This is a genomic window from Clostridium sp. LS, assembly GCF_002760435.1.
Taxonomy (GTDB): Bacteria; Bacillota; Clostridia; order Clostridiales; family Clostridiaceae; genus Clostridium.
Window position 1 is genome coordinate 13,875 of the sequence record NZ_AUUU01000258.1, and the last position, 24,360, is coordinate 38,234.

23 protein-coding genes are annotated in these 24,360 nt (G+C 30.2%); all 23 read left to right on the forward strand.

Annotation, left to right across the window (positions count from 1 at the left end; genetic code table 11):
* Positions 1-136: 136 nt before the first annotated feature.
* The gene (locus COL3_RS27720) at positions 137-1,198 is read left to right on the forward strand and encodes a stage II sporulation protein P (RefSeq protein WP_180278005.1); all 1,062 of its coding nucleotides are present in this window, start codon (positions 137-139) and stop codon (positions 1,196-1,198) included.
* 224 nt (positions 1,199-1,422) lie between these two features.
* Positions 1,423-1,752: a hypothetical protein gene (locus COL3_RS27725; RefSeq protein ID WP_008429673.1), complete on the forward strand. Its 330-nt coding sequence runs from the start codon at positions 1,423-1,425 to the stop codon at positions 1,750-1,752.
* Between the two features lie 136 nt (positions 1,753-1,888).
* A complete protein-coding gene (gene lepA, locus COL3_RS27730; protein WP_008429672.1) occupies positions 1,889-3,694 on the forward strand; it encodes a translation elongation factor 4 in 1,806 nt (601 codons plus the stop codon).
* Between the two features lie 167 nt (positions 3,695-3,861).
* The gene (locus tag COL3_RS27735; RefSeq protein ID WP_008429670.1) at positions 3,862-4,305 is read left to right on the forward strand and encodes a hypothetical protein; all 444 of its coding nucleotides are present in this window, start codon (positions 3,862-3,864) and stop codon (positions 4,303-4,305) included.
* Positions 4,306-4,585: 280 nt separating this feature from the next.
* The gene (hemW, locus tag COL3_RS27740) at positions 4,586-5,713 is read left to right on the forward strand and encodes a radical SAM family heme chaperone HemW (protein ID WP_008429667.1); all 1,128 of its coding nucleotides are present in this window, start codon (positions 4,586-4,588) and stop codon (positions 5,711-5,713) included.
* Positions 5,714-5,957: 244 nt separating this feature from the next.
* Positions 5,958-6,986 carry a heat-inducible transcriptional repressor HrcA gene (gene hrcA / locus COL3_RS27745; protein ID WP_035284580.1) on the forward strand — a complete coding sequence of 343 codons (1,029 nt, stop codon included), beginning with the start codon at positions 5,958-5,960 and terminating at the stop codon, positions 6,984-6,986.
* A 36-nt stretch (positions 6,987-7,022) separates the two neighbouring features.
* Positions 7,023-7,652: a nucleotide exchange factor GrpE gene (gene grpE, locus COL3_RS27750; protein WP_008429663.1), complete on the forward strand. Its 630-nt coding sequence runs from the start codon at positions 7,023-7,025 to the stop codon at positions 7,650-7,652.
* Between the two features lie 97 nt (positions 7,653-7,749).
* On the forward strand, positions 7,750-9,597 hold the full coding sequence (gene dnaK / locus COL3_RS27755; RefSeq protein WP_008429661.1) for a molecular chaperone DnaK: 1,848 nt from the start codon (positions 7,750-7,752) through the stop codon (positions 9,595-9,597).
* 108 nt (positions 9,598-9,705) lie between these two features.
* On the forward strand, positions 9,706-10,845 hold the full coding sequence (gene dnaJ / locus COL3_RS27760) for a molecular chaperone DnaJ (RefSeq protein WP_008429658.1): 1,140 nt from the start codon (positions 9,706-9,708) through the stop codon (positions 10,843-10,845).
* A gap of 174 nt (positions 10,846-11,019) precedes the next feature.
* The gene (locus COL3_RS27765) at positions 11,020-12,570 is read left to right on the forward strand and encodes a nitrite/sulfite reductase (protein WP_008429656.1); all 1,551 of its coding nucleotides are present in this window, start codon (positions 11,020-11,022) and stop codon (positions 12,568-12,570) included.
* A 215-nt stretch (positions 12,571-12,785) separates the two neighbouring features.
* Positions 12,786-13,442 (forward strand): tRNA (guanosine(46)-N7)-methyltransferase TrmB, encoded by a 657-nt coding sequence (gene trmB, locus COL3_RS27770; protein ID WP_008429655.1) that lies wholly within the window; start codon positions 12,786-12,788, stop codon positions 13,440-13,442.
* Between the two features lie 51 nt (positions 13,443-13,493).
* Positions 13,494-14,441: a 50S ribosomal protein L11 methyltransferase gene (gene prmA / locus COL3_RS27775; protein WP_008429653.1), complete on the forward strand. Its 948-nt coding sequence runs from the start codon at positions 13,494-13,496 to the stop codon at positions 14,439-14,441.
* A gap of 207 nt (positions 14,442-14,648) precedes the next feature.
* Positions 14,649-15,416, forward strand: a complete 768-nt coding sequence (locus COL3_RS27780; RefSeq protein ID WP_008429651.1) for an RsmE family RNA methyltransferase — start codon at positions 14,649-14,651, stop codon at positions 15,414-15,416.
* Complete coding sequence (gene mtaB / locus COL3_RS27785) at positions 15,416-16,819, forward strand: tRNA (N(6)-L-threonylcarbamoyladenosine(37)-C(2))-methylthiotransferase MtaB (protein WP_008429648.1); 1,404 nt, start codon at positions 15,416-15,418, stop codon at positions 16,817-16,819. Before COL3_RS27780 ends, mtaB begins: the two co-directional genes overlap by 1 nt.
* 127 nt (positions 16,820-16,946) lie before the next feature.
* Positions 16,947-17,291, forward strand: coding sequence for a histidine triad nucleotide-binding protein (locus COL3_RS27790; protein WP_008429647.1), 345 nt, complete (start codon positions 16,947-16,949; stop codon positions 17,289-17,291).
* Positions 17,292-17,433: 142 nt separating this feature from the next.
* Complete coding sequence (rpsU, locus tag COL3_RS27795; RefSeq protein ID WP_008429643.1) at positions 17,434-17,610, forward strand: 30S ribosomal protein S21; 177 nt, start codon at positions 17,434-17,436, stop codon at positions 17,608-17,610.
* Positions 17,611-17,640: 30 nt separating this feature from the next.
* Positions 17,641-18,093, forward strand: coding sequence for a GatB/YqeY domain-containing protein (locus tag COL3_RS27800; RefSeq protein WP_008429633.1), 453 nt, complete (start codon positions 17,641-17,643; stop codon positions 18,091-18,093).
* Between the two features lie 130 nt (positions 18,094-18,223).
* Positions 18,224-18,502 (forward strand): sporulation protein YqfC, encoded by a 279-nt coding sequence (yqfC, locus tag COL3_RS27805; protein WP_008429631.1) that lies wholly within the window; start codon positions 18,224-18,226, stop codon positions 18,500-18,502.
* Positions 18,503-18,504: 2 nt separating this feature from the next.
* Positions 18,505-19,635, forward strand: coding sequence for a sporulation protein YqfD (gene yqfD / locus COL3_RS27810; protein WP_008429630.1), 1,131 nt, complete (start codon positions 18,505-18,507; stop codon positions 19,633-19,635).
* Between the two features lie 62 nt (positions 19,636-19,697).
* The gene (locus tag COL3_RS27815) at positions 19,698-21,803 is read left to right on the forward strand and encodes an HDIG domain-containing metalloprotein (protein ID WP_008429628.1); all 2,106 of its coding nucleotides are present in this window, start codon (positions 19,698-19,700) and stop codon (positions 21,801-21,803) included.
* 6 nt (positions 21,804-21,809) lie between these two features.
* The gene (ybeY, locus tag COL3_RS27820; protein ID WP_008429626.1) at positions 21,810-22,310 is read left to right on the forward strand and encodes an rRNA maturation RNase YbeY; all 501 of its coding nucleotides are present in this window, start codon (positions 21,810-21,812) and stop codon (positions 22,308-22,310) included.
* A 207-nt stretch (positions 22,311-22,517) separates the two neighbouring features.
* The gene (locus tag COL3_RS27825; protein ID WP_008429623.1) at positions 22,518-23,219 is read left to right on the forward strand and encodes a diacylglycerol kinase; all 702 of its coding nucleotides are present in this window, start codon (positions 22,518-22,520) and stop codon (positions 23,217-23,219) included.
* Between the two features lie 192 nt (positions 23,220-23,411).
* A complete protein-coding gene (gene era, locus COL3_RS27830) occupies positions 23,412-24,302 on the forward strand; it encodes a GTPase Era (RefSeq protein WP_008429622.1) in 891 nt (296 codons plus the stop codon).
* Positions 24,303-24,360 lie beyond the last annotated feature (58 nt).

Sequence of the window (24,360 nt, forward strand, 5' to 3'; positions counted from 1 at the left end):
TAGTTATTTATTTTAGAGCAGCTTTTTTACTACGATTTAATACTAATGCTTAAACACAATGAAAATTAAATTAGAATAATTATGTAAATTCATTAATATAATATAAGGAGTACAAGGGGGGATTAAGGTGACATATATGAGCAGAGGAGGAAAAAAAGGTGACATTAGAAAGAGAATAAAGATAGGACCCAATATTAATATAGGCTTAATAATACTCATTGTATTTATAAGTATTCTATTTGTAAGATTGGGCAATGTTTTAAATAATAATAAGGAAAGAGGAGCTTTTGCTTATGTGCAACTTTTAAATTTAGGAATGCCTATTATTGAGTCCCAAGTCTATGATGAAGGAACTTACGCTGAAAATAAGATTTCCCTAAAAAATGTGTGCCTTCAAGTCTTAGGGTTAAATAATCTTAGCTACAAGGGAATAATAGAGAATGAGATTAGTTTATTTAATGCTGGAGAGAATGGCAGTGGAAATAAATCAACTTTTTCATTTAACCCATTTCAAATAAGTGATGATAGTATTCAAAAGTTATCAGTTAATAATGATAGTAAAAATACAAAAATTTATGATCCGAGCTTAAAGAAAGAAATTAATAAATCAAAGCCAGAAGTATTAATATATCATAGTCATACAACAGAAAACTATAATGCTTCAGAGCCGGATAGTTTAAATGAAGATACTAATGTAGTTGGAGTTGGAGATGTATTAGCCAACGAACTTGAAGAAAACTACGGAATTTCAGTAATACATGATAAAACTAATCACTGTATATCATATAATGATAGTTATACAAGATCTGGAGAAACTGTTGATAAGTATTTAAAACAATATGGGGATTTTAAAATGATAATAGATCTGCATAGGGATTCAGTAGAAGATAAAGCAGCTACAACAACAGAAGTTGATGGTATGAGTGCATCTAAAATAATGTTTGTTAATGCTGAAAATAGTACACGATATGCTAAAAATAAAGAACTTACAGAGAAAGTATTTAATAAGACAGCTGAATTATTTCCGACATTACCAATAAAAATTTTAACCTACCACAGAGGAAAAAATGCATTTAATCAGAGTAAGAGCGATGGATGTTTACTTTTTGAAATTGGTTCACACACTAACACTCCAGAGGAATCAAAGGTTACTGCAGAATGTATGGCTAGAGTAATAGCGGAAATTTTAAATAGATAGGCAGAAAGAGAAGGCACCCTGTATAACAGATTGCTTTCTCTTTTTGTTCTGTCTTCCTATCCAGAAAAGTATAAAATTTTTGAAGATTGAAAAGCTGATAAAATCAGAGAATTAGCCTAAAGAGTGGCACAGACACTTTTGTTCTGAGATGTAGTGAATAGTACCTTTTTAAAGTGGGAAGAATACAAATAAAAATTTATAAAACTTGAAGAGGTGTTCATAGATTGAAGGTAAATTTTAAAGGTTATGTATTAAAAAAAGTTTTGCCAACCCTTTTACTACTAAGTTGTATTTTAGTTGGAGTAATTAAAATTGATATTATAAATACGAAGGCATTATCCCCTCTTGGAAATACTAGTGAAAATTATAAACTTGTAAGCGAAGAGTTTGGAGAAGATTTCTCAAATTTTATCAAGGATAATTCATTTTTAAAAATTTACAAGGAACCTGATAAGGATATATTGGTTAGATTAGGTAATGAAGAATTTAAAATAAGTGGTGAATCAATTTATATAAAAAAGATTCAAGAAGTACTTGGAAACATAAAATTTTAGAATTGATAACTATATAAACTTAGATAAGGCTTAAAGTTTTAATAGCCATTTTAAATATATATATGTTATAATTTAGCTGATTTAATTATAACGGGGGTGAAAGGACTGTTTTTGCTCAATAAAAACAGTTATGCATATGAAAAGTGAAAGACAAAAACATATCAGAAATTTTTCAATAGTAGCACATATTGATCATGGTAAGTCAACCCTTGCGGATAGATTGCTTGAAACTACAGGAACCTTAACTAAAAGGGAAATGGAAGAACAAGTTCTAGATAATATGGAGATAGAAAAAGAAAGAGGAATTACAATAAAGTCTCAAGCAGCGAGGCTTGTATATAGAAGAGAAAATGGTGAAGAATATATTCTTAATTTAATTGATACTCCAGGGCATGTAGATTTTAATTATGAAGTTTCAAGAAGTTTAGCAGCTTGTGAAGGTGCAATATTAGTAGTTGATGCAACTCAAGGGATTCAAGCTCAAACTTTAGCTAACTGCTATTTAGCTTTAGATAATGATTTGGAAATTGCGCCAGTAATAAATAAAATTGATTTGCCTTCTGCAAGGCCAGATGAGGTTAAACAAGAAATAGAAGATGTAATAGGAATTGATGCCGAGGAAGCACCTGCTATATCAGCTAAAACAGGACTTAATATAGGAGATGTTTTAGAATGCATTGTTAAAACTATACCATCACCAGATGGAGATGAAGAAGCTCCGTTAAAAGCATTAATTTTTGACTCTTACTACGACAGCTATAAAGGTGTTGTATGTATCGTTAGAGTAATGGATGGAAGAGTAAAAATTGGAACAAAAATTAAATTAATGGCCACTAATAAAGTTTATGAAGTTACCGAAGTTGGAGTATTTACTCCAGGAGTACTTCCAATTAGTGAATTAAGTGCTGGTGATGTTGGATATGTAACGGCATCAATTAAAAATGTTAGAGATGCAAGAGTTGGGGATACTATAACTGATGCAAGCAATCCAACAGATAAGGCTCTTCCAGGTTATAAACCTGCTATACCGATGGTTTATTCAGGAATATATCCAGTTGATGGAGCAAAGTACGATGAGCTTAGGGAAGCTCTAGAAAAACTGCAAATAAATGATGCAGCACTAAGCTTTGAGCCTGAAACATCAATTGCATTAGGTTTTGGTTTTAGATGCGGTTTTTTAGGTTTACTGCATATGGAAATAATTCAAGAGAGAGTTGAAAGAGAATTTAATTTAGACATAATAACTACTGCGCCATCAGTTATTTATAAAGTAATAAAAACAGATGGGGAAGTGCTGGAAATAACAAATCCAACCAATCTTCCGCCTCAAACAGAAGTAGATTATATGGAAGAACCAGTAGTTAAAGCATCAATAATTACTCCAAAAGATTATGTTGGAGCAGTTATGGAATTATGTCAAGATAGAAGAGGAACATATATTGACATTCAATACATAGAAGAAACTAGAGCGGTTGTAAACTATGATATTCCTTTAAATGAAATAATATACGATTTCTTTGATACGTTAAAGTCTAGGACTAGAGGCTATGCATCATTAGATTACGAGTTTAAAGGATATACTAGAACTAAGCTAGTTAAGTTAGATATTTTATTAAATGGAGATGTAGTTGACGCATTATCAATGATAGTTCCAGATGAAAGAGCTTACCATAAAGGTAGAGGCATAGCAGAAAAGCTAAAGGAAATAATTCCAAGACAGTTATTTGAAATTCCAATTCAAGCTGCAGTTGGATCTAAGATTATTGCTAGAGAGACTGTAAAAGCTATGAGAAAAGATGTATTAGCTAAATGTTATGGTGGAGATATTTCAAGAAAGAAGAAATTACTTGAAAAGCAAAAAGAAGGAAAGAAGAGAATGAGACAGGTCGGATCAGTTGAAGTTCCACAAGAAGCATTTATGGCAGTACTAAAAGTAGACTAGATAATAAATATATTAACTTGATTATTTTCAATAAGCGCAGAATTCTAAAAATCACAATATTAGAAATATATATTTAGAAAATATATTATTTTTAGGGAATTATTTGTATAATATAAATTAAGTATTATATAATAAATTAGTATTTGAAGAAATCTGGGAGGGGTTTTATGTTTTTAAATGAGTTAAATAAAAATGAAGGAATTGCATTTATGCAATTAGTTAAGAGTATTGCAAATTCAGATAATACTTTTGCACAAGAAGAAAAAAATCTTTTTTATGATTATCTAGAAGAATTGAATTTACAAGAAAATGAAATACCAGACTGTTTGGACTTAAATTCTATATATGTAACATTAAAAGATTCTTCTGAAAGAAAAAGAAATATCATTTATTTTGAATTGATAGGGCTTGCGCTTATTGACGGAGAATATGATGAAAAAGAAGTAAGTCTTTTAGAAGAAATAGGAGAAAATTTAGAAATAAAACGCAGTAAAAGAATAGCTTTTGCTAATTATTTCTACAACTTTGTTGATGTTTATAGTTTTTCTGTTGTAGATGCAGAAAGTAAAATTGATTTATTAAAAGAACAAGCAGAGAAATTATTAGCATAAATATATGTAGAATAATTTAAATAAGGGTAGTATTAAGTTGAAAGAGAATAATTATTCTCTTTCTTTTATATTTGATTAAAATTGAATAATATAAAGTAAGGCATGCTTTTGGAGAAGATTATTACTTTAATTTTACTAGTGACCTGCGGACATGTAGAGAAATTTAAAGTATCAGAAACAAATGTATGCTTTTAATTTAAATTGTGGCTTATTATGAAAATGTCCTATAAGTATTTTGTATAAAGTACTTATAGGACATAGAGACTAGGAGGAAAATTTATTGAAAGACATATCTTTATATATACATATTCCGTTTTGTAAGCAAAAATGCCTTTATTGTGATTTTCCATCATATTCAGGAAAAGAAAATCTAATGAATGAATATATAGATGCATTAGAAAAGGAATTATTACAAAAAACACAAAGTTATAAAATTAATAGCATATTTATTGGTGGAGGGACGCCATCTTATTTAGAGTTTTCTAATTTAGAAAGGTTATTAAATACTATAAGCAGCTTAAGTTTGAAAGAAGATTTAGAATTTACAGTAGAATGCAATCCAGGAACGCTAAATAAACAAAATCTTAGTATTATGAAAAGATATAATGTAAACAGGATTAGTATGGGGTTGCAGTCAACAAAAAATTCTATTTTGAAAGAGATTGGAAGGATACATACTTATGAAGATTTCGAAAGCAATTATCTATTAGCTAGAAGCATGGGGTTTGATAACATAAATGTTGATTTAATGTTTGGATTGCCCAATCAAACTATTGATGATTGGGGCAAGTCCTTAGAGGATATAGCCAATCTTAAGTTAGATCATATTTCAGCCTATAGTTTAATACTTGAAGAAGGTACAGGTTTTTATGAACTATATGAACAAGGAAAGTTAAAATTACCAGAGGAAGAGAATGAAAGGGAAATGTATTTAATCACAAAAGAAATTTTGAATAAATATGGATATCATCAATACGAAATTTCTAATTTTGCACGAGAGGGTAAGGAATGCTTTCATAATAAAGTGTATTGGAAATGTGATGAATATTTAGGTTTAGGTGTTTCGGCTAGTTCCTTTATTAATAATAAAAGAATTAAAAATATTGATAACATTGAAGATTATATAAGAAAAATGGAGAGTAATGAAGATATAATTCAAGAAAGTTATGAAAATAGTACGGACGATAACATGGAGGAATTTGTCTTTATGGGACTTAGGATGATTGATGGTATAGAAGTTAGTAGATTTAAAGAAAGATTTAATAAAGATATATATGAAGTTTATGGAGATATAATTGAAAAAAATATAAACAAAGAATTATTAAGCTGCAATTCGGGAAAACTATTTCTAACGCCCAAAGGAGTTGAATTATCAAATTATGTAATGAGCGATTTTATTTTAGGATAAAAAGTTCTGGGAAAAGCTAGTTAGGCATTGCTATGGAAATATGTAACGTCTAGAAATAAATTATATAGGAAATAAGAGTAAATAGCAGTAATGAAGAGATAATTTAATAAAATTCATTTATTATTAACTATACATAGCTATAATAAAAATAAATAGAATTGACAAAAAACATCATAAATAATATATTAAAAACATAGTCATTAGCACTCGAGGTTAATGAGTGCTAACAAAAAGAGGTGAGGTTATGAGTATTGATGACAGAAAAATAAAGATACTTCAAGCTATTATCAATGACTATATTCGTACAGGAGATCCAGTTGGGTCAAGAACTATTGCTAAAAACTATAATTTAGGTATTGGGTCTGCAACTATAAGGAATGAAATGGCTGACCTTGAAGATATGGGATACTTAGAACAACCTCATGCTTCTGCAGGAAGAATTCCTTCCAGTAAGGGATATAGATTATATGTTGACCAACTTATGGATAATCAGAGACTAACAGTCGAAGAGGATCTAAAAATTAAACAATATATAATCGATTCTGCAATGCTTGAAGTAGACAAAATAGTAAAGCAAACTAGTGCCTTATTATCAGAACTTACTAAATTAACTTGTGTAATCGAAACACCTTCAGTTAAAAAGAGTTTTATTAAATCAATTCAACTTATTAAGGTAGATGATTATAATTTGGTATCAGTTTTCTTAACAGATACTGGTCTTATAAAAAATCATATTATGAAGTTAAATAATGGAGTTCCAGAAGTAGAAACTTTAAATCGCATAAATCTAGTTATTAATAATAGGCTGGTAAATCTGTCTATTCAAGAAATAAATTTAGAGGTAATTAATAACCTGAAAAACGATTTAGGGCAATATGAAGAAATATTCAATGCAATTTTACCTATTTTATATGAAACATTGAACTTCGCTGATTCTACAGAAGTATTTATGGAAGGAACAACAAATATTTTTAACTATCCTGAATATAACGATATTGATAAGGCTAAAGAAATGTTATCTCTTCTTAATGATAAGGAAGCTCTAATGGATTTGTTTAATCCGCGGGATAATATTACAGTTAGTATAGGTGATGAAAATTACAAACCACAAGTTAAAGATTGTAGCATAATTTCTGCTGAATATTCTTTCAAAGATAGACCAATTGGAAAAATAGGATTAATTGGGCCTAGAAGAATTAATTATTCAAAGGTAATAGTAATAATGGCTGAAGTTATAAAAGAGCTTAATAATATATTAAGTAATCAAAAATAAAAGTTGATTTGAAGAGAAGAGGTGTGCTTTAGATATATGGAGGATAATAAAGATATGAAAAATGAAGAGCTGAAAAACGAAGAAATTAAAGACGAAACAATAGTCGAAGAAAATGAAACAACAGAAAATGAAAATGATAATGCATCGGAAAATAACGATGCGAGTGAAGAAGCTTCTGAAAATAAGGAAGCAGCAGAGGAAGATATAGAAGATTTAGCAAAAAACCAAGAAGAGGAAAATAAAAAATTGAGAGAAGAATTAGATGCTGCAAAAGATAGACTTTTGAGAGTGACAGCTGAATATGATAACTACAGAAAAAGAACTATTAAAGAAAAAGAGGGAATATACAGCGATGCATATATTGATGTATTAAAAGAAATTATTCCAATTATTGATAATTTAGAGAGAGCTATTGCAGCTGATGGAAGTTTAGAAGATTTGAAAAAAGGAATCGAGATGACAATTAAAGGCTGTCAAGATTCATTTGCAAAACTTGGTGTTGAAGAAATAGATGCCACAGGTGAATTTGATCCTAACCTTCATAATGCGGTAATGCATATTGAAGATGAAAGCTTGGGTAAAAATGTAATAGCTGAAGTTTTCCAAAAAGGATATAAAAAAGATGACAAAATAATAAGACATACAATGGTTAAAGTTGCTAATTAAAATAAATTATTTAATTAAGATATAACTAATAATATAAATTTATTTATTGAAAATTTCAAATTAAAATAAACTAATAAAGTTTTAGGAGGAAAATATCATGGCAAAGATTATAGGAATTGATTTAGGAACTACAAATTCATGTGTAGCAGTTATGGAAGGTGGAGAACCAGCTGTTATAGCAAACTCAGAGGGTGCTAGAACTACTCCTTCAGTAGTATCATTCCAAGCAAATGGAGAAAGATTAGTTGGGCAAGTTGCTAAAAGACAAGCGATTACTAATCCAGATAAAACAGTTATTTCAATAAAAAGACATATGGGAACAAACTATAAAGTTGATATAGATGGAAAACAATATTCACCACAAGAAATTTCTGCTATGATTCTTCAAAAGATAAAAGCAGATGCGGAAAGCTATTTAGGTGAAACAGTAACTCAAGCAGTTATTACTGTACCAGCTTACTTTAATGATAGCCAAAGACAAGCAACTAAAGATGCTGGTAAGATTGCAGGTCTTGAAGTATTAAGAATAATAAACGAGCCAACAGCAGCATCATTAGCTTATGGTTTAGATAAAATGGATTCAGCTCACAAGATCTTAGTTTATGACTTAGGTGGTGGTACTTTCGACGTATCTATTCTAGATTTAGGAGATGGAGTATTCGAAGTATTATCAACTAATGGTGATACAAAGCTTGGTGGAGATGACTTTGATGAAAAGATAATGAAGTACATTGCAAATGAATTTAAGGCTTCAAATGGTATTGATTTAATGCAAGATAAAATGGCAGTTCAAAGATTAAAAGAAGCTGCTGAAAAGGCTAAAATTGAATTATCAGCTTCTCAACAAACAAACATCAACTTACCATTTATTACAGCTGATGCAACAGGTCCAAAGCATATAGATTTAACTTTAAGCAGAGCTAAATTTAATGAAATTACTCATGATTTAGTAGAAAGAAGTATTGAACCAATGAGAAAAGCATTAGCAGATGCTAAGCTTTCATTAAGTGATATTGATAAAGTAATCTTAGTTGGTGGATCAACAAGAATTCCAGCTGTAGTAGAAGCGGTTAAAAACTTTACAGGAAAAGAACCATCTAAGGGAGTTAACCCAGATGAATGTGTTGCTGTAGGTGCAGCTATTCAAGCAGGTGTATTAACTGGAGAAGTTAAGGATGTAGTATTACTTGATGTTACTCCATTAACACTTGGAATTGAAACTGCTGGTGGAATAGCCACTCCATTAATTGAAAGAAATACAACTATTCCAACAAAGAAGAGTCAAGTGTTCTCAACAGCTGCAGATAACCAAACATCAGTTGAAATTAATGTAGTTCAAGGTGAAAGACAAATGGCTGTAGATAATAAGTCACTTGGACAATTTACATTATCAGGAATAGCTCCAGCACCAAGAGGAATTCCTCAAATTGAAGTTACATTTGATATAGATGCTAATGGTATTGTTAAGGTATCAGCCTTAGATAAGGGAACTGGAAAAGAAGCAAATATAACAATTACTGCATCAACTAACTTAAGTGATGATGAAGTAGATAAGGCTGTAAAAGAAGCAGAAAAATTTGCTGAAGAAGATAAGAAGAGAAAAGAAAAAGTTGAAGCTGTAAACAATGCAGACCAAACTATATACCAAATAGAAAAGACATTAAATGAAGTTGGCGACAAAGCTACTGAAGATGAAAAAGCAGCTGTAAGAGCTAAGATTGAAGATTTAAAGAAAGTTAAAGATGGAGAAGATGTTGAAGCTATCAAGGCTGCAATTGAAGCAGTAAATCAATCATTCTATCCAATAGCTACAAAGATGTATCAACAAGCTGGCGGTGCTGAAGGTGGAGCAGGTTTTGATCCAAATGCAGCTGGTGGAGCACAAAGTGCACCACATGATGACAATGTAGTAGATGCAGATTTCAAGGTAGATGAAGATAAATAAGGATAATAAATTAGTTGTACTAAACTATAGTTATCTAATATAATAGGATAGGGAAGGCAAGCTCGTCTTCCCTTTTCTACAGTAAATAAAACTAGGTGGTGAAAACAAATGGCAAGTAAAGACTACTATGAATTGCTTGGCCTCCAAAAGGGAGCAAGTGATGATGAGATAAAAAGAGCCTTTAGAAAACTAGCTGTAAAATATCATCCAGATAGAAACCAAGGAAATGCGGAAGCTGAGGAGAAGTTCAAAGAAATAAATGAAGCTTATCAAGTGCTTTCAGATCCTGAGAAAAAAGCTAGATATGATCAGTTTGGATCAGCTGCTTTTGATGGTAGCGGCGGCTTCGGAGGCGGTGGTTTCGGCGGTTTTGATGGATTTGATATGGGTGGCTTCGGAGATATTTTTGAATCCTTCTTTGGTGGTGGAGCATCAAGTTCTAGAAGAAGGAATGGCCCTGTAAGAGGAAATGATATTGAATATACAATAACATTAACCTTTGAAGAAGCTGTTTTCGGAGTTGAAAAGGAAATTTCTGTTACAAGAAGTGAAAATTGTGAGCATTGCAGCGGAAGTGGTGCTGAACCAGGAACTAGTGCTAAGACGTGTCCGACTTGCGGTGGAGCAGGTCAAGTAAGAGTACAAAGACAAACCCCTCTTGGAAGCTTTGTTTCAACTTCTACATGTGATACTTGTAGAGGTACTGGAAAGATTATTGAAAAACCATGTTCTGAATGTAGAGGAAAAGGTAATGTTAGAAAAACAAGAAAGATAAAAGTTAACATACCAGCAGGTGTAGATACAGGAAATGTAATGCCGCTAAGAGGACAAGGTGAACATGGATTAAGAGGTGGAAGTCCTGGAGACTTATATGTAAGAATTAATGTTACTCCATCAAAAGTATTCACAAGAAAAGGTAATGATGTATATATAGATGCACATGTTTCTATGGCTAAAGCTGCCTTAGGTACAGAAATTACTGTAGCTACAGTGGATGGCAATGTTAAATATACAGTTCCGCCAGGTACGCAATCAGGAACTATGTTTAGATTAAAAGGTAAGGGAATACAAAGAGTTAATTCAAGCGGAAAAGGAGATCAATACGTAAAAGTTATTGTTGATATTCCAAAGACATTAAATAAAGAACAAAAAGAAGCCTTATATGAACTTATGAGAGCATCAGGTGAAGAATTTGAAGATGGAAACGCACCTGCTCCTAAGAAAAAACTTTTTGGTAAAAATAAATAAGAAATTTTTGGAACTATTTAAATATGCTAAGTCTTACGCATTATTTAAATAGTTTCTTTTCTTATTTTTTGAACAAATATGACGAAAATTCACCGATAAATCCTATAGCTATAGTCTTGTTTGCAATTATAGGGTATAATATATAAAAACAAATTATTTTTAGGAGGAAAACAAGTGAAGGATTTAAAAGAAAAATTATTAGTTGAAATAGAAGAGTTCAGAGAATTAGGGAATAAATTTTTATCTGGTGAAGTATCTATTATGGATTTCAAAAAAGTCTCTGGAGGAATGGGAGTATACTCAGAACGTAATAAAAAAGAATTTATGATAAGACTTAGGATTCCTTCTGGAATTAGTAGTTTTGAAAATATGAATTGGTTATGCAATATAGCAGAAAAATATGAGTTAGGTGGATTCCACTTAACTACAAGAGAAGCAGTGCAATATCATAATTTAACAATAGATCAGGTTTGCGGAATAATGAAGGATGGTATAGATAATGATATATATTCTAGAGGTGGAGGCGGAAACTTTCCAAGAAATGTAGCTATGTCTCCATTATCAGGAGTAGATAAAGATGAAGCATTTGATGTAACACCATATGCATTAGCTGTAAATAATCATTTTTTAAGCAAAATAACATCATATAAGTTTCCAAGAAAGTTTAAAGTATCTTTTTCAAGCAGCGACTCAGATCATGGTCACTGTAATGTTGCAGATTTAGGATTTTTAGCAACCATAAAAGATAATGAAAAATATTTTAGAGTATTTTTGGGAGGAGGAATTGGAAGAAATCCTCAAGTTGCAGTTGAATATGATGAGCTTATAAAACCAAGTGATGTATTATATCATGTAGAAGCTATGACAAATTTATTCGTAAAAGAAGGTAATTATGAAGATAGAAATAAAGCTCGTATAAGATATATATTGGAGAGAATGGGCAAAGAGAAATTCATAGAAACATATAAAGAGCATTTGAAAGATGTATTAGATAATAATGAGTTAGATTTATTTGTAGAATCTAAGGAAATTACTAAAGAGGGTAAAGAAATAGAATTAACACATTCAAGATTATATTCACAAAAACAAAAAGGATTATACAGTGTATATTTCCACCCAATTGGAGGACAAATTTCTGTTAAGACATTAAGAGAAATTTTAGATAAAGCGAAATCAGTACAAGATTTAGAAATAAGACTTACAATGACAGAAGGGTTATACTTCAGAAACTTAAATGGTGATGAAGCTAAAGAACTTTTAGATATAACACAAAATATTGGAGGAGAAACAGCTTTAGCGCAAAGTGTATCATGTATTGGAGTGCCAATATGCCAAGTTGGAATTTTAGAGAGTCAAAAAATGCTAAATGATATAATCAATTATTTTGCAGAGAAAGGCTATAATAAAGATATACTTCCAAGAGTTCATATATCTGGATGTGGAAATTCTTGTGCAGTTCATGAAATTGTTGGTATTGGCTTTACAGGAAAGCGTAAAAAAGTTGGAGATACTGTTGAAGATGTATTTGAATTACATATTAACGGATCCTTTGAAACAGGAAGTGCAAGACTTGGAAAGATATATGGTGATTTACTTGCTCGTGAAATACCAGAATTTTTGTACGAGTTATCATTGTATATAGAAAATAAAAATGTGGATTTCTATGATTTTGTAGAAAATAATGAAGATGAATTATTACAAATAGTAAATAAGTATAATAAATAATAGTAAACAAATGTTTAACATAGCACATTTTCATAAGTTTGGAAGTGTGCTATATTTATAGAAATAAGCTATAAACTTATAAAGGAGATTATATATGCAGTATTGTAAGATAATTCAACTATTTTACAATAACTGCATATTTTTCAGATAAAAATTGCAATATATATATTTATATGTATAATTATTATGAATGATAAATGATGGAGTGAATTAACATGAGAATGAGAAAGAAACCATGGGCGAGACCTGAACTTGAAAGCTGTGATTTTTTTGTTATAAATCCTAAGGAATATAGAGGTAAGTGGAGAGAATTTTTTGGAAATGATAAGCCTATATACTTAGAACTAGGATGTGGAAAAGGGACCTTTATGGCAGTGCATGGCTCTGAAAATCCAGATATTAATTACATTGCAATTGATATAAAAGATGAAGTTTTAGGATTAGCCAAAAGGAATATAGAAAAAGCCTATGAAGAAAAAGGTAAAACTGTTGATAATGTTAAACTAATGGCTCAAGAAATAGGACTAATCAATGAAATTTTAAGTGAAGAAGACGTTATAAGCAGAATATACATAAATTTTTGTAATCCTTGGCCAAAGGAAAAGCATAAAAAGAGAAGATTAACTCATCCAAGACAACTTGAACAATATAGGATATTTTTAAACAATGATGGTGAGATTTATTTTAAAACTGATGATGATGAATTATTTGAGGAATCTCTTGAATATTTTAAGGAGTCGAAGTTTAAAATTAATTATATAACATATGATTTACATAATAGTGGTTTTGAAGGAAATGTGAAAACTGAGCATGAGAGGATGTTTAGTGAGCAGGGAATTAAGATAAAATTTTTAATAGCTCAAAAGAATTAAGATGATAGGTGGAAACACGTATAATGTGATGTGAAAGGATGATAAATAAACATGGACGGAATTTGGATAGAAGTTAGCGTAATAACAAAAAGTGAGGCTTTAGAGCCTATATCAGGAATATTTTATGGGTTAGACTGCCCAAATGTTGCAATTGAGGACCCTGAAGATTTGCTTTCTAGAGAACAAGGACCATTAACTTGGGATTTTGCAGATATAAATATTTTAGAGCATAAAGGAAATGCAGCAGTAGTTAAAGCTTATTTTTCTCAAGATGACAAAGTAGAAGAAATTGCTTCGTATGTAAAAGAGAAACTTTCTGAACTAAAAGAGTTTGGAATTGATATAGGTGAGGGAAAAGTAGAAGTTAAAACTATGCATGAAGAAGACTGGGCAAATAACTGGAAGCAATACTATAAGCCAGTTAAAATAACAGATAAGATTGTTATAAAACCAATTTGGGAAGAATACGAGATAAAAGATGAGGAGATAATAATAGAATTAGATCCAGGTATGGCTTTTGGAACAGGGACTCATGAAACAACTAGAATGTGTATAAAAGCCTTAGATAAGTATGTAAAACCTAATACAACAGTATTTGATGTTGGATGTGGATCTGGAATACTTGCTATAGCAGCAGCAAAGCTTGGTGCTAAACATGTAGTTGGCGTAGACTTAGATCCAGTTGCAGTTGATTCATCTAAAGAAAACATTGGTTTCAATAATTTAAATAATATTGAAGTATTAGAAGGAAATCTATTAGATGTAGTTGAAGGAAAAGCTGATATTGTTGTTGCAAACATAATAGCAGAAATCATCTGCATATTAACTGAAGATGTAAAAAAAGCATTAAATGAAGGTGGCCTATTTATAACTTCTGGCATAATCCATGACCGAGTAGACATGGTAAAAGATAAATTTGCAGAATGCGGCTTTGAAGTTATTGAAATAAATAAAGATGGAGAATGGAATTGCATAGTTGCAAAAGCTGTTAATAAATAATTGTAAATTAAAAGCATTTAACTCATACAAGGTTTATAAAAGCGGGAAAATAGAAGAGAATAATGAAAAATGAATGATGAATAATTAAGGAAAAAAAGCTTACAGCTTTTTGATTATTTAATAATATAGACATTGCCGAGCAATGTCTACCTCAACTGTAAACTGATAATTGTTAACTGTAAACTGACTAAAGGGGGTGGCGTTTGTATGCATAAGTTTTTTACAGAACCTCATAATATTAATGAAACTGAAGGTAGAATATTTGGAGATGATGTAAAACATATTTATAAAGTCTTAAGGCTATCTGAGGGTGAAGAAGTAATATTAAATAATTGCCAGGGAATAGAGTATTTAGGTGAAATTGAAGCTATAACGAAAAATGAGGTTATAGTTAAAGTAATTAAGAAATTAGATATAAATAATGAAAGTAAAGTTAAAATTCATCTTTTCCAAGGATTGCCCAAAGGTCAAAAGATGGATTTAATAGTACAAAAGGGTACAGAACTTGGAGTATTTGAATTTATTCCTACAATAACAGCTAGAGTAGATGTTAAGCTTAAGGGAGAATTTAAAAAGCTTGATAGATTAAATAGAATTGCTTTAGAGGCATGTAAGCAATCAAAAAGAAGTATAATCCCTCAGGTTAAAGAGGTTATTGATTTTAATGAAGCAATAAATGAACTGAAAAAAATGGATTTGATTATAGTTCCTTATGAGAATGCAGAAGATTTTGGAATGAAAACTCTTATAAAGAAGTTGGATAAAGATAATATAAATTTAAATACTATAAATGAAGTGGGGGTTTTTATAGGGCCTGAAGGTGGATTTGAAGAATCTGAAATTAACAGTTTGAAAGAACAGGGCGCCTATATTGTTACTCTTGGAAATAGAATACTACGTACGGAAACAGCTGGATTTACAAGTGCAGCGTTAATTCAGTATGAATTAGGAGATTTAGGAGGAAAGCTATTGTAATGGGAGAAAACCAAGTGAAGATAGTTAGAGTAGATAATGATAAGACTAAACTTGAAAAATTATCTAATAAAGAGCCTGCGAAAAATACAGAAGGAAAGAGTCTAGTGGCATTTGCAACTTTAGGATGTAGAGTAAATCATTATGAGACAGAAGCAATGGCAGAAAAGTTCATAAGAGAAGGTTATGAAGTTACTGATTTTAATAATTTTGCAGATGTATATGTTATAAACACTTGTTCAGTAACTAATATGAGCGATAAAAAATCAAGACAAATAATAAGTAGAGCACGAAGAGCAAATAAAAATGCAATAATTGCGGCTGTTGGATGTTACTCACAAGTAGCGCCAGAAGAGGTATCTAATATAGAAGGTGTGGATGTTGTACTTGGAACCAGAAATAAAGGCGACATTGTTTACTATGTAAATAAAGCAAAAGATGAGCAGAAGCCACAATTAATGGTTGGAGAAGTTTTAAAGAATAAACAATTCGAAGAACTAAATATAGAAGAATATCAAGATAAGACTAGAGCATTTTTAAAAATACAAGATGGATGTAACAGATTTTGTGCATATTGCCTAATACCATATACAAGAGGGACAACTTGCTCAAAGGATCCTCAAAAGGTATTAGATGAAATAAAGAAGTTAAGTGAACATGGATTTAAGGAAATAATATTATCTGGAATTCATACAGCTTCTTACGGCGTAGATTTGGAAGGAAATATAACCTTAATCACCTTATTAGAAGAAATAGAAAAAATGGATGGAATTGAAAGAGTTAGAATAGGCTCAATTGAACCTAGTTTCTTTACCAATGAAGTTATAGAGAAAATGAGAAAGATGAAAAAACTATGCCCACAATTTCATTTATCCCTTCAAAGCGGCTGTGATGCAACCTTAAAAAGAATGAATAGAAGATATACGGCTAAAGAATATGAAGATGCGGTCAATAGGATAAGGGAGAATCTAAAGGATGCATCTATAACTACGGATGTAATTGTTGGTTTTCCGGGGGAAACTGATGAAGAATTTAGTGAGACTTACGAATACCTAAAGAAACTTAAGCTAACTAAAACTCACATATTTAAATTTAGCCCAAGGAAAGGCACTAAAGCTGCTGATATGCCTAATCAGGTAGATGGGGTTGTTAAAGATAAAAGAAGCAAGGCTTTAATTGAGCTTAATGCAAAAAATGAAGGCGATTTTAGTAAGTCTTTAATTGGAAGAGAATTAGATGTGTTAGTTGAACAAGAGGTTTCTAATAAGCCAGGAGTATTTGAAGGATATACAAGAAATTATGTAAAAGTTGAAATTCAGAGTGGAAATGAAAATATGGTAGGTAAAATAATTCTTTGCAGAATTGAAGAAGCAAGTGGAGATTATGTTATTGGAAAAATAATATAAATTTGATACAATGGAAAAAGATTAAAGTATTTCTATATTGTTAATACTAACTTTTAACAGAAGAAATATTGAGATAACTGTAAACTGTTAATTGTTAACTGTTAACTGAATAAAAGGGGGTGAATTTATGGGAGATTGTATTTTTTGTAAGATTGTTAAGGGAGAGATACCAAGCAAAAAGGTATATGAAGATGATAAAGTATATGCTTTTTATGATATAAATCCAGAAGCTCCAGTTCATTTTTTAGTAATACCAAAAGAACACATTGAAAGTGCTAATGCTTTAAATGATAATAATGTAGATGTTGTTGCACATATATTTAAGGTTATTAATAAATTAGTAGTAGAACTTAATATTAGTAGTTCAGGGTATAGAATTGTCAACAATTGTGGAGATGATGGCGGACAGACAGTAAAACATATTCATTTTCATGTACTTGGAGGAAGAAGTTTACAGTGGCCACCGGGCTAACACTATGTTATTATTCCATCAGAAAGCATTGGAGATTTTTTCTTAATTTCTTGACATTGTTTATTTAAATATTGTATAATATAGCATGTGTTATTAAGCCCATAGCTGAGTTAATTTAAGCTAGCGGAGGGAGGGATAGTAAATGTCAGAAATTAAAGTTGGAGAAAACGAAACACTTGAAAGTGCGTTAAGAAGATTTAAAAGAAAATGTGCTAGAGCTGGGGTTCTTTCAGAAGTTAGGAAGAGAGAACATTACGAAAAGCCAAGCGTTAAGAAAAAGAAAAAGTCAGAAGCTGCTAGAAAGAGAAAGTTTAAATAGTGATATTTGCTTTTGAAAGAAGGTTCAATTATGTCAATAATTAAAGATAGATTACAAGATGATTGGAAAGCTGCTTTAAAGACAAAAGATAAATTTACAGCTAACGTAATTAGTACTGCTAAGTCTGCTGTATTATTAGTTGAAAAAACTGATAATAGAAAGCTTGAAGATGATGAAGTTATTAGTATATTAGCTAAAGAAGTCAAGCAAAGAAGAGAGTCTATGCTTGAATTTGAAAAAGGAAATAGGCAAGATTTAGTAGATCAGTGTAAGGCTGAAATAGAGATTTTGTTAAAATACCTTCCTCAGCAATTAGGTGAAGAAGAGATAAAACAAATAGTAAAAGAATCAGCTGAAGAAGTGGGTGCAGATAGCATTAAAGATATGGGAAAAGTTATGTCAGCTGTTAAACCTAAAGTATTAGGGAAAGCTGATGGTAAACTTGTAAGTCAAATTGTTAAAGAATATTTAAATAATAAATAATAAAAGAACTCAAGGTAATCTTGAGTTCTTTTATTATTTTTGGATATATTATTTAAATAAATCTAAAAAAGGTATTAAATTTCCAAAGCCATCATAAATTACAATGAAGAAGTTTATGTGGGAGGAAATTATGGAAGAGAAATTTCAAAAAGGAAAAGAAAAAATTCTTAGTAAATTAGATTTTCCAAGTGATATTTCATTAGATTTACCTAAAATAATAGTAGTAGGAAATAGGGAAATAACAATTGAAAATCATAGAGGCATTATATTTTTTGAAACTAATATGGTTAAAATAAATTCCAGAATTGGAAGCATAGTAATACAAGGAGAGGAATTTGAAATACTTTTTATTGCTGAAACAAGTATTACAATAAGCGGAATTTTTAAAGGTATTTCATATGAGAGGTAAAGATGATATTTGATAGTCTAAAATCAGGACAAGCAACCATAGAAGTTAATGCATTAATGCCAGAAAATATATTAAATGTTCTTTGGAACAATGAAATTTATACTTGCAATATTATTAAGATTAATTTAACTACGATTAGGTTAACAATATATTATAAAGATTACGGGAAAACCGTAAGCTTAATTAAAAAACATAAAGGAAAAGTAAAAATAGTTAATACTAGAGGTTTTATAGTTTTACTTATAAAATTAAAGAAAAGAGTTTCTTTAGTGATAGGTGCTATCCTATTTTTTGCCGTTATATATGGATTATCAAATTATATATGGGCAATAGATATACAAACTCAAAGAAATTTAAGTCCATTTGAAATTAGACAACAACTTACTGCTATTGGAATTAAGCCTGGAATAGGTAAATCACAAATAAATGTATATGATATAGAAAAGAAGATGGAGAATTTAAATGATCAAATAATGTGGATTAGGGTTAGAATTGAGGGCTCAACTCTAAAACTTGTCATTAAGGAAAAAGTAAATCCGCCGTCTACAGAAAAAACATTATATAACCAGGTAGTAGCTAAAATGGATGGAGAAGTAAAAAGAGTATATACTAATTCGGGTAATCCGGCTGTAGTACCAGGTGACATAGTAAAAAAAGGTGATGATTTAATATTGCCTATTCAAGGAAGAGAAGGATTTGAGAGAGAAGTAAAGCCTAGCGGGACAGTTGTAGCAAATACTTTTTATGAAAAATTTATGGAGATGCAGATAAGTGGAGAAAAACTAGAAAGAACAGGGAGAAAAAACAGCGATATTTATTTAAGCTTTTTTGGAAAGAAAATTTACTTGAAAAAAGCTATAAATGGGTTTGATAATTATGATAAAATAGAAGAAAAGAATGGATTTTTTAACAAGATAACATATTTTGAGAAAAAAGGTAAGCCAGTAAATTTAGATAAGGATACTACAGTTAAGGAGTCTACGCAAAAATTAGAAGATTCATTAAAAAAGACACTCAATAACGATGCTAAGATTATTGATAAAAAAGTTACAGTAGAAGATATAAATGATGGGAAAATATTAATTAAGGTGATTTTTACAGTAGAACAAGATATTGCAAGAAACATACCATGAAGTAACTTGGCCGTTATTTATAATGCCTAATTACTCTATTATAAGATGAAAAGGTGAATAGCATGAATTTAAAGAATAATAATAGGTGGAAAGATAATAAAATTCAGAGAATTATATTATTTGCTCTTGTATTTATTATAGGTTATTTATTGCTTGTGACTGCAATAACTCCTAAACAATATAATTTAAAAGAGGGGGATATACCTAGATCAGATATAAAAGCACCAAGAGACATAGTAGATGAAAAAGCTACTAAGGAAAAGGAAGATCAGGCTCTTGAAAAAGTAGGCAAACAGTATACCTTAAAACCAGAAGTAAAAAAACAAGCTGAAGACAATTTAAAAAGCTTATTTGACAAGCTTGTATCAATAAATGCTGCCAGCCAAGCAACATTTCCAAAAGAAAGTGATAAAATAGTAGAATTAAAGAAATTAACAATATTTCAGTTAACTGATGAACAATACAGTGTACTGGTAAACATTCCTAAGGATAATTTAGCGGGCTTAGAAACAAAATCATTAGATATTATTGACTCTGTGTATGAAAAAAACATAAATGAAAATGATGAAACATCTCTCAAGGAAGCAAAAGATACGGTTACAACTAAAATTGAAGCATTAAATTTAGGAACCGAAATAACTAATGTATTAAAACAAGTAATTCAGACACAAGTCAATGCGAATGTTTTTTTTGACGCAGAAAAGACAGAAGAAAAAATACAAGAAGCTCAAAAAAGCATTTCAAAGGTGATAATAAAGCAAAATCAAACTATAGTAAAAGAAGGAGAACCTGTTACTAAGGATCAGTTAGACATTTTATCAGATTTAGGTATGCTGGATAATGAAAATGCGACAGTAAATTTATATGTATATGTTGCACTTGCGGTCTTCCTAGGAATAATTTTATTCCTTCAGTATATTTATATAAAAATAAATTATATTGATATATTTAAAAATACTAAAAAGCTCATTTTAATAAGCGTTATTAATTTAATTTCGTTAATATTTGGCAGAACAATTGGAATTATGTCCCCATTTTTAATTCCCTTTGCTTGCGCTCCTATGATGCTTACATTGTTAGTAAACTACAAAATATCATTTGTCCTTAGCGCTTTAAATATAATACTTATAAGTGCATTAAATGGCTTTGATGTTCAAATTATTATATTAGGAATAGTAAGTTCAATATTAGGGGCTACCTTACTCAAAAAAATGCAGCAAAGAAATGAATTATTGTATTCAACCTTATATATAGCTGCTTCAAGTGCAATATTTACTCTATCTACTGGAGTATTAATATCAAGTAATCTTATGGATGTCTTATTAAAAGGTGGAATAACAGCAATAGGAGGACTTTTATCAGGAGTATTTGCTTTAGGAATTTTACCGTTTTTAGAAGGTACATTTAATGAGGTTACAACATTAAAATTATTAGAATTATCAAATCCTAATAATCCGCTTCTAAAAAGATTATTAATGGATGCACCTGGGACATATCATCATAGCATGCTTGTTGCAAATCTTGCTGAAATGGCAGCAGAAGAAGTAGGTGCTAATTCTGTAGTTACTAGGATAGGATCATATTTTCATGATATTGGTAAAGTAGAAAGACCTTATTTCTTTGGGGAAAATCAGATGGGGGGAGATAATCCTCATAATAATATACCGGCCAACTTAAGCACAATGATAATAAAATCCCATGTAAAAGATGGTCTTGAATTAGCTAGAAAACATAAGCTTCCAAAGATAATACAAGATATCATAGTAGAACATCACGGGAAAACCTTGGTTAAGTACTTTTATTATATAGTGAAAAATAATGCTAAAGATCCAAATGAAATAAGAGAAGAAGATTATATGTATGAAGGACCGATACCAAGTACAAAGGAAGCAGCAATAGTAATGCTTGCAGATAGTGTGGAGGCAGCTGTTAGGTCAATTAAAGATCGAAATAAAGATAAAATTAGTGAAATGGTTAATTGTATAATGGATGATAAATTATCATCAGGTCAACTTAACAACTGCAATTTAACTTTAAAAGATATAGAAAAAATTAGAATATGTTTTTTAAATGCGTTAAATGGAATATATCATCAGAGAATAGAGTATCCAAAAGAGAAAATTAAAGAATTGAATGATCAAAATAAGGAAATTGAAACTAAGGAGTAATTGTAGATGATTTATGTAGATAACAGGCAAAATAAACTTGAAATAAAAGATGAATTTGTTGAAGAATTAACAAAGGTAATAGAATTTGCTTTAAAGGAAGAAGAGGTTAACATAGCGTGTGAAGTTTCATTGGTATTTGTAGATAACAATGAAATTAAGGAAATTAATAATAGTACACGAAGAATAAATAAAGAAACTGACGTTTTATCTTTTCCAATGTTAGAATACGAAAATAAAAAAGTATTTAAGGAAATGTATAAGGGCTATGAATTTTCTCAAAGCGATTTTGACGGAGATGAACTTGTGCTGGGGGACATCGTATTATCTTTAGAAAAAGCATTAGAACAAAGTAAAGAATATAATCATTCTTATGAAAGAGAGGCAGCATATTTAGTTGTGCATTCGGTGCTGCATTTATTAGGATATGATCATATGGAAGAGGAAGATAAAAAAGTTATGAGGAGCAGGGAAGAAGAGATTCTAGAGAAACTTAACATAACTAGGTAAATAATATTTTGGAAAGCATAAATTCTTTATAAGCTTAAAAGGTAGTGAAATTTGTGGAAGATGAATGATGAATGATGAATGATTTTGGAAAAAAAGCTTGCAGCTTTTTGATTATATTATTTTATTGACATTGCGTAGCAATGTCTACCTAAATTCTTGATTATTCATCATTAATCATTCATCCAAAAAGTAAAGTAGGGGTAAGCAATGAAAATGAAGAAAACTTTAGAGAGCTTTAATAATGCCATAACAGGGATTGTAGATACGGTAAGAACGGAAAGAAATATGAAAATACATTTGATTGCAGCTTTAGTAGTATTGGTAGCAAGTTTTTTCTTTGATGTTACAAAATATGAATTTCTTATTTTGGCAGTTACAATAGCAATGGTCATAGCTGCTGAATTAGTAAATACAGCTATAGAAGCCACAATTGATATGACAACTAATTATTATCATCCGCTGGCTAAGATAGCAAAAAATGCAGCAGCGGGAGCAGTTTTGATTACTGCTATAAATGCATTACTTGTTGGGTATATTATATTTTGGGATAAGTTAACTAAGATTTCATTTAGCTTAATTAATAAAGTCAAAAATTCAGAACCGTATACTATTCTTATTGTGTTAGTGATAGTTTGTATAGTAACAATTATTGCAAAGGCTATATTTGGAGAGGGAACTCCATTAAAAGGGGGAATGCCTAGTGGTCATAGTGCTCTGGGATTTTCTATTGCAACTGCAATATCATTAATTACTGAGGAACCAATTTGTATATTGCTTAGCTTTTTACTAGCATTTATTACTGCGCAAAGTAGAGTTGATTCTGAAGTACATAGTATTTTTGAAGTTATTGTTGGAGCTATTTTCGGGATTTTACTAACTTTATTCATTTTCACTTTATTTAGGCTTTAATTAAACATTTGATAATAAAATTATTATTTTGAGGGGAAAATATTAAAAGAAAAATCTAATTAGTTAAAATATCAATAGGGAATCTTACAGTGCATTGTCAATTAACTTATAAATAGAGTATACTATTTGTAAAGTAGTATAACATTAGTCAAGCTTCTAAATAAAGAGAAGCTTATTTTTGAGGAGGAAAAAATGTTTAAATCAGGATTTGTTTCAATAGTTGGAAGACCTAATGTAGGGAAATCAACTTTGTTAAATTACATAATGGGAGAAAAGTTATCTATAGTTTCTAATAAACCGCAAACTACAAGAAACAATATTCAAACAATATTAACAGGCGATGATTATCAAATGATATTTGTTGATACGCCTGGTATACATAAACCTAAACATAAATTAGGAGAGTACATGGTAAATTCAGCAAAAGAATCAACCAAGGATGTTGATTTAGTATTATTTTTAACAAATCCCGACGATGAGATAGGAAGAGGAGACAAATTTATATTAGAATCATTAAGAGATAAGAAATGTCCTATATTTCTTGTATTGAATAAAGTTGATGAAAATACACAAGATAGGGTAGCTAAAACATTAGAAATGTATTCTAAGGAATTTGATTTTGCCGAAATGATACCTATTTCTGCAATTAAGGGTAAAAATGTTGATAGATTAGTGGAACTTATGAAGAAAGCCATGCCGGAAGGGCCTAAATATTATCCGGATGATATGATTACAGATGTTCAAGAAAAATTTGTAGTTTCCGAAATAATTAGGGAAAAAGCATTAAGAACATTAAGAGATGAAGTGCCTCATGGTATAGCGGTAGATATAATTCAAATGAAACAAAATGAAATAGGAACATATCATATAGAAGTAGATTTAATATGTGAAAAGGATTCCCACAAAGGTATAATAATAGGTAAGAATGGGCAGACGCTTAAAAGAATTGGGGAAAATTCAAGATATGAATTAGAAAAATTTTTAAGAAGCAAGGTTAATTTAAAAATATGGGTTAAAGTCAGAAAAGAGTGGAGAGACAATCAACTGTTATTAAAAGAATTAGGATACAAGACAAAGAAATAAATTAATGAAAATTTTAATTGATGAATGATGAAGAATGAATGAATAAATTACTTCGTAA

Excerpts from the sequence above, each read along its gene's own strand:
- ybeY (WP_008429626.1), top strand. The coding sequence starts at position 21,810 with ATGATTTATGTAGATAACAGGCAAAATAAACTTGAAATAAAAGATGAA.
- grpE (WP_008429663.1), top strand. The coding sequence starts at position 7,023 with ATGGAGGATAATAAAGATATGAAAAATGAAGAGCTGAAAAACGAAGAA.
- dnaK (WP_008429661.1), top strand. The coding sequence starts at position 7,750 with ATGGCAAAGATTATAGGAATTGATTTAGGAACTACAAATTCATGTGTA.
- COL3_RS27800 (WP_008429633.1), top strand. The coding sequence starts at position 17,641 with ATGTCAATAATTAAAGATAGATTACAAGATGATTGGAAAGCTGCTTTA.
- hrcA (WP_035284580.1), top strand. The coding sequence starts at position 5,958 with ATGAGTATTGATGACAGAAAAATAAAGATACTTCAAGCTATTATCAAT.
- era (WP_008429622.1), top strand. The coding sequence starts at position 23,412 with ATGTTTAAATCAGGATTTGTTTCAATAGTTGGAAGACCTAATGTAGGG.
- yqfC (WP_008429631.1), top strand. The coding sequence starts at position 18,224 with ATGGAAGAGAAATTTCAAAAAGGAAAAGAAAAAATTCTTAGTAAATTA.
- COL3_RS27815 (WP_008429628.1), top strand. The coding sequence starts at position 19,698 with ATGAATTTAAAGAATAATAATAGGTGGAAAGATAATAAAATTCAGAGA.
- COL3_RS27735 (WP_008429670.1), top strand. The coding sequence starts at position 3,862 with ATGTTTTTAAATGAGTTAAATAAAAATGAAGGAATTGCATTTATGCAA.
- COL3_RS27780 (WP_008429651.1), top strand. The coding sequence starts at position 14,649 with ATGCATAAGTTTTTTACAGAACCTCATAATATTAATGAAACTGAAGGT.
- dnaJ (WP_008429658.1), top strand. The coding sequence starts at position 9,706 with ATGGCAAGTAAAGACTACTATGAATTGCTTGGCCTCCAAAAGGGAGCA.
- COL3_RS27825 (WP_008429623.1), top strand. The coding sequence starts at position 22,518 with ATGAAAATGAAGAAAACTTTAGAGAGCTTTAATAATGCCATAACAGGG.
- yqfD (WP_008429630.1), top strand. The coding sequence starts at position 18,505 with ATGATATTTGATAGTCTAAAATCAGGACAAGCAACCATAGAAGTTAAT.
- trmB (WP_008429655.1), top strand. The coding sequence starts at position 12,786 with ATGAGAATGAGAAAGAAACCATGGGCGAGACCTGAACTTGAAAGCTGT.
- prmA (WP_008429653.1), top strand. The coding sequence starts at position 13,494 with ATGGACGGAATTTGGATAGAAGTTAGCGTAATAACAAAAAGTGAGGCT.
- mtaB (WP_008429648.1), top strand. The coding sequence starts at position 15,416 with ATGGGAGAAAACCAAGTGAAGATAGTTAGAGTAGATAATGATAAGACT.
- rpsU (WP_008429643.1), top strand. The coding sequence starts at position 17,434 with ATGTCAGAAATTAAAGTTGGAGAAAACGAAACACTTGAAAGTGCGTTA.
- COL3_RS27720 (WP_180278005.1), top strand. The coding sequence starts at position 137 with ATGAGCAGAGGAGGAAAAAAAGGTGACATTAGAAAGAGAATAAAGATA.
- lepA (WP_008429672.1), top strand. The coding sequence starts at position 1,889 with ATGAAAAGTGAAAGACAAAAACATATCAGAAATTTTTCAATAGTAGCA.
- COL3_RS27790 (WP_008429647.1), top strand. The coding sequence starts at position 16,947 with ATGGGAGATTGTATTTTTTGTAAGATTGTTAAGGGAGAGATACCAAGC.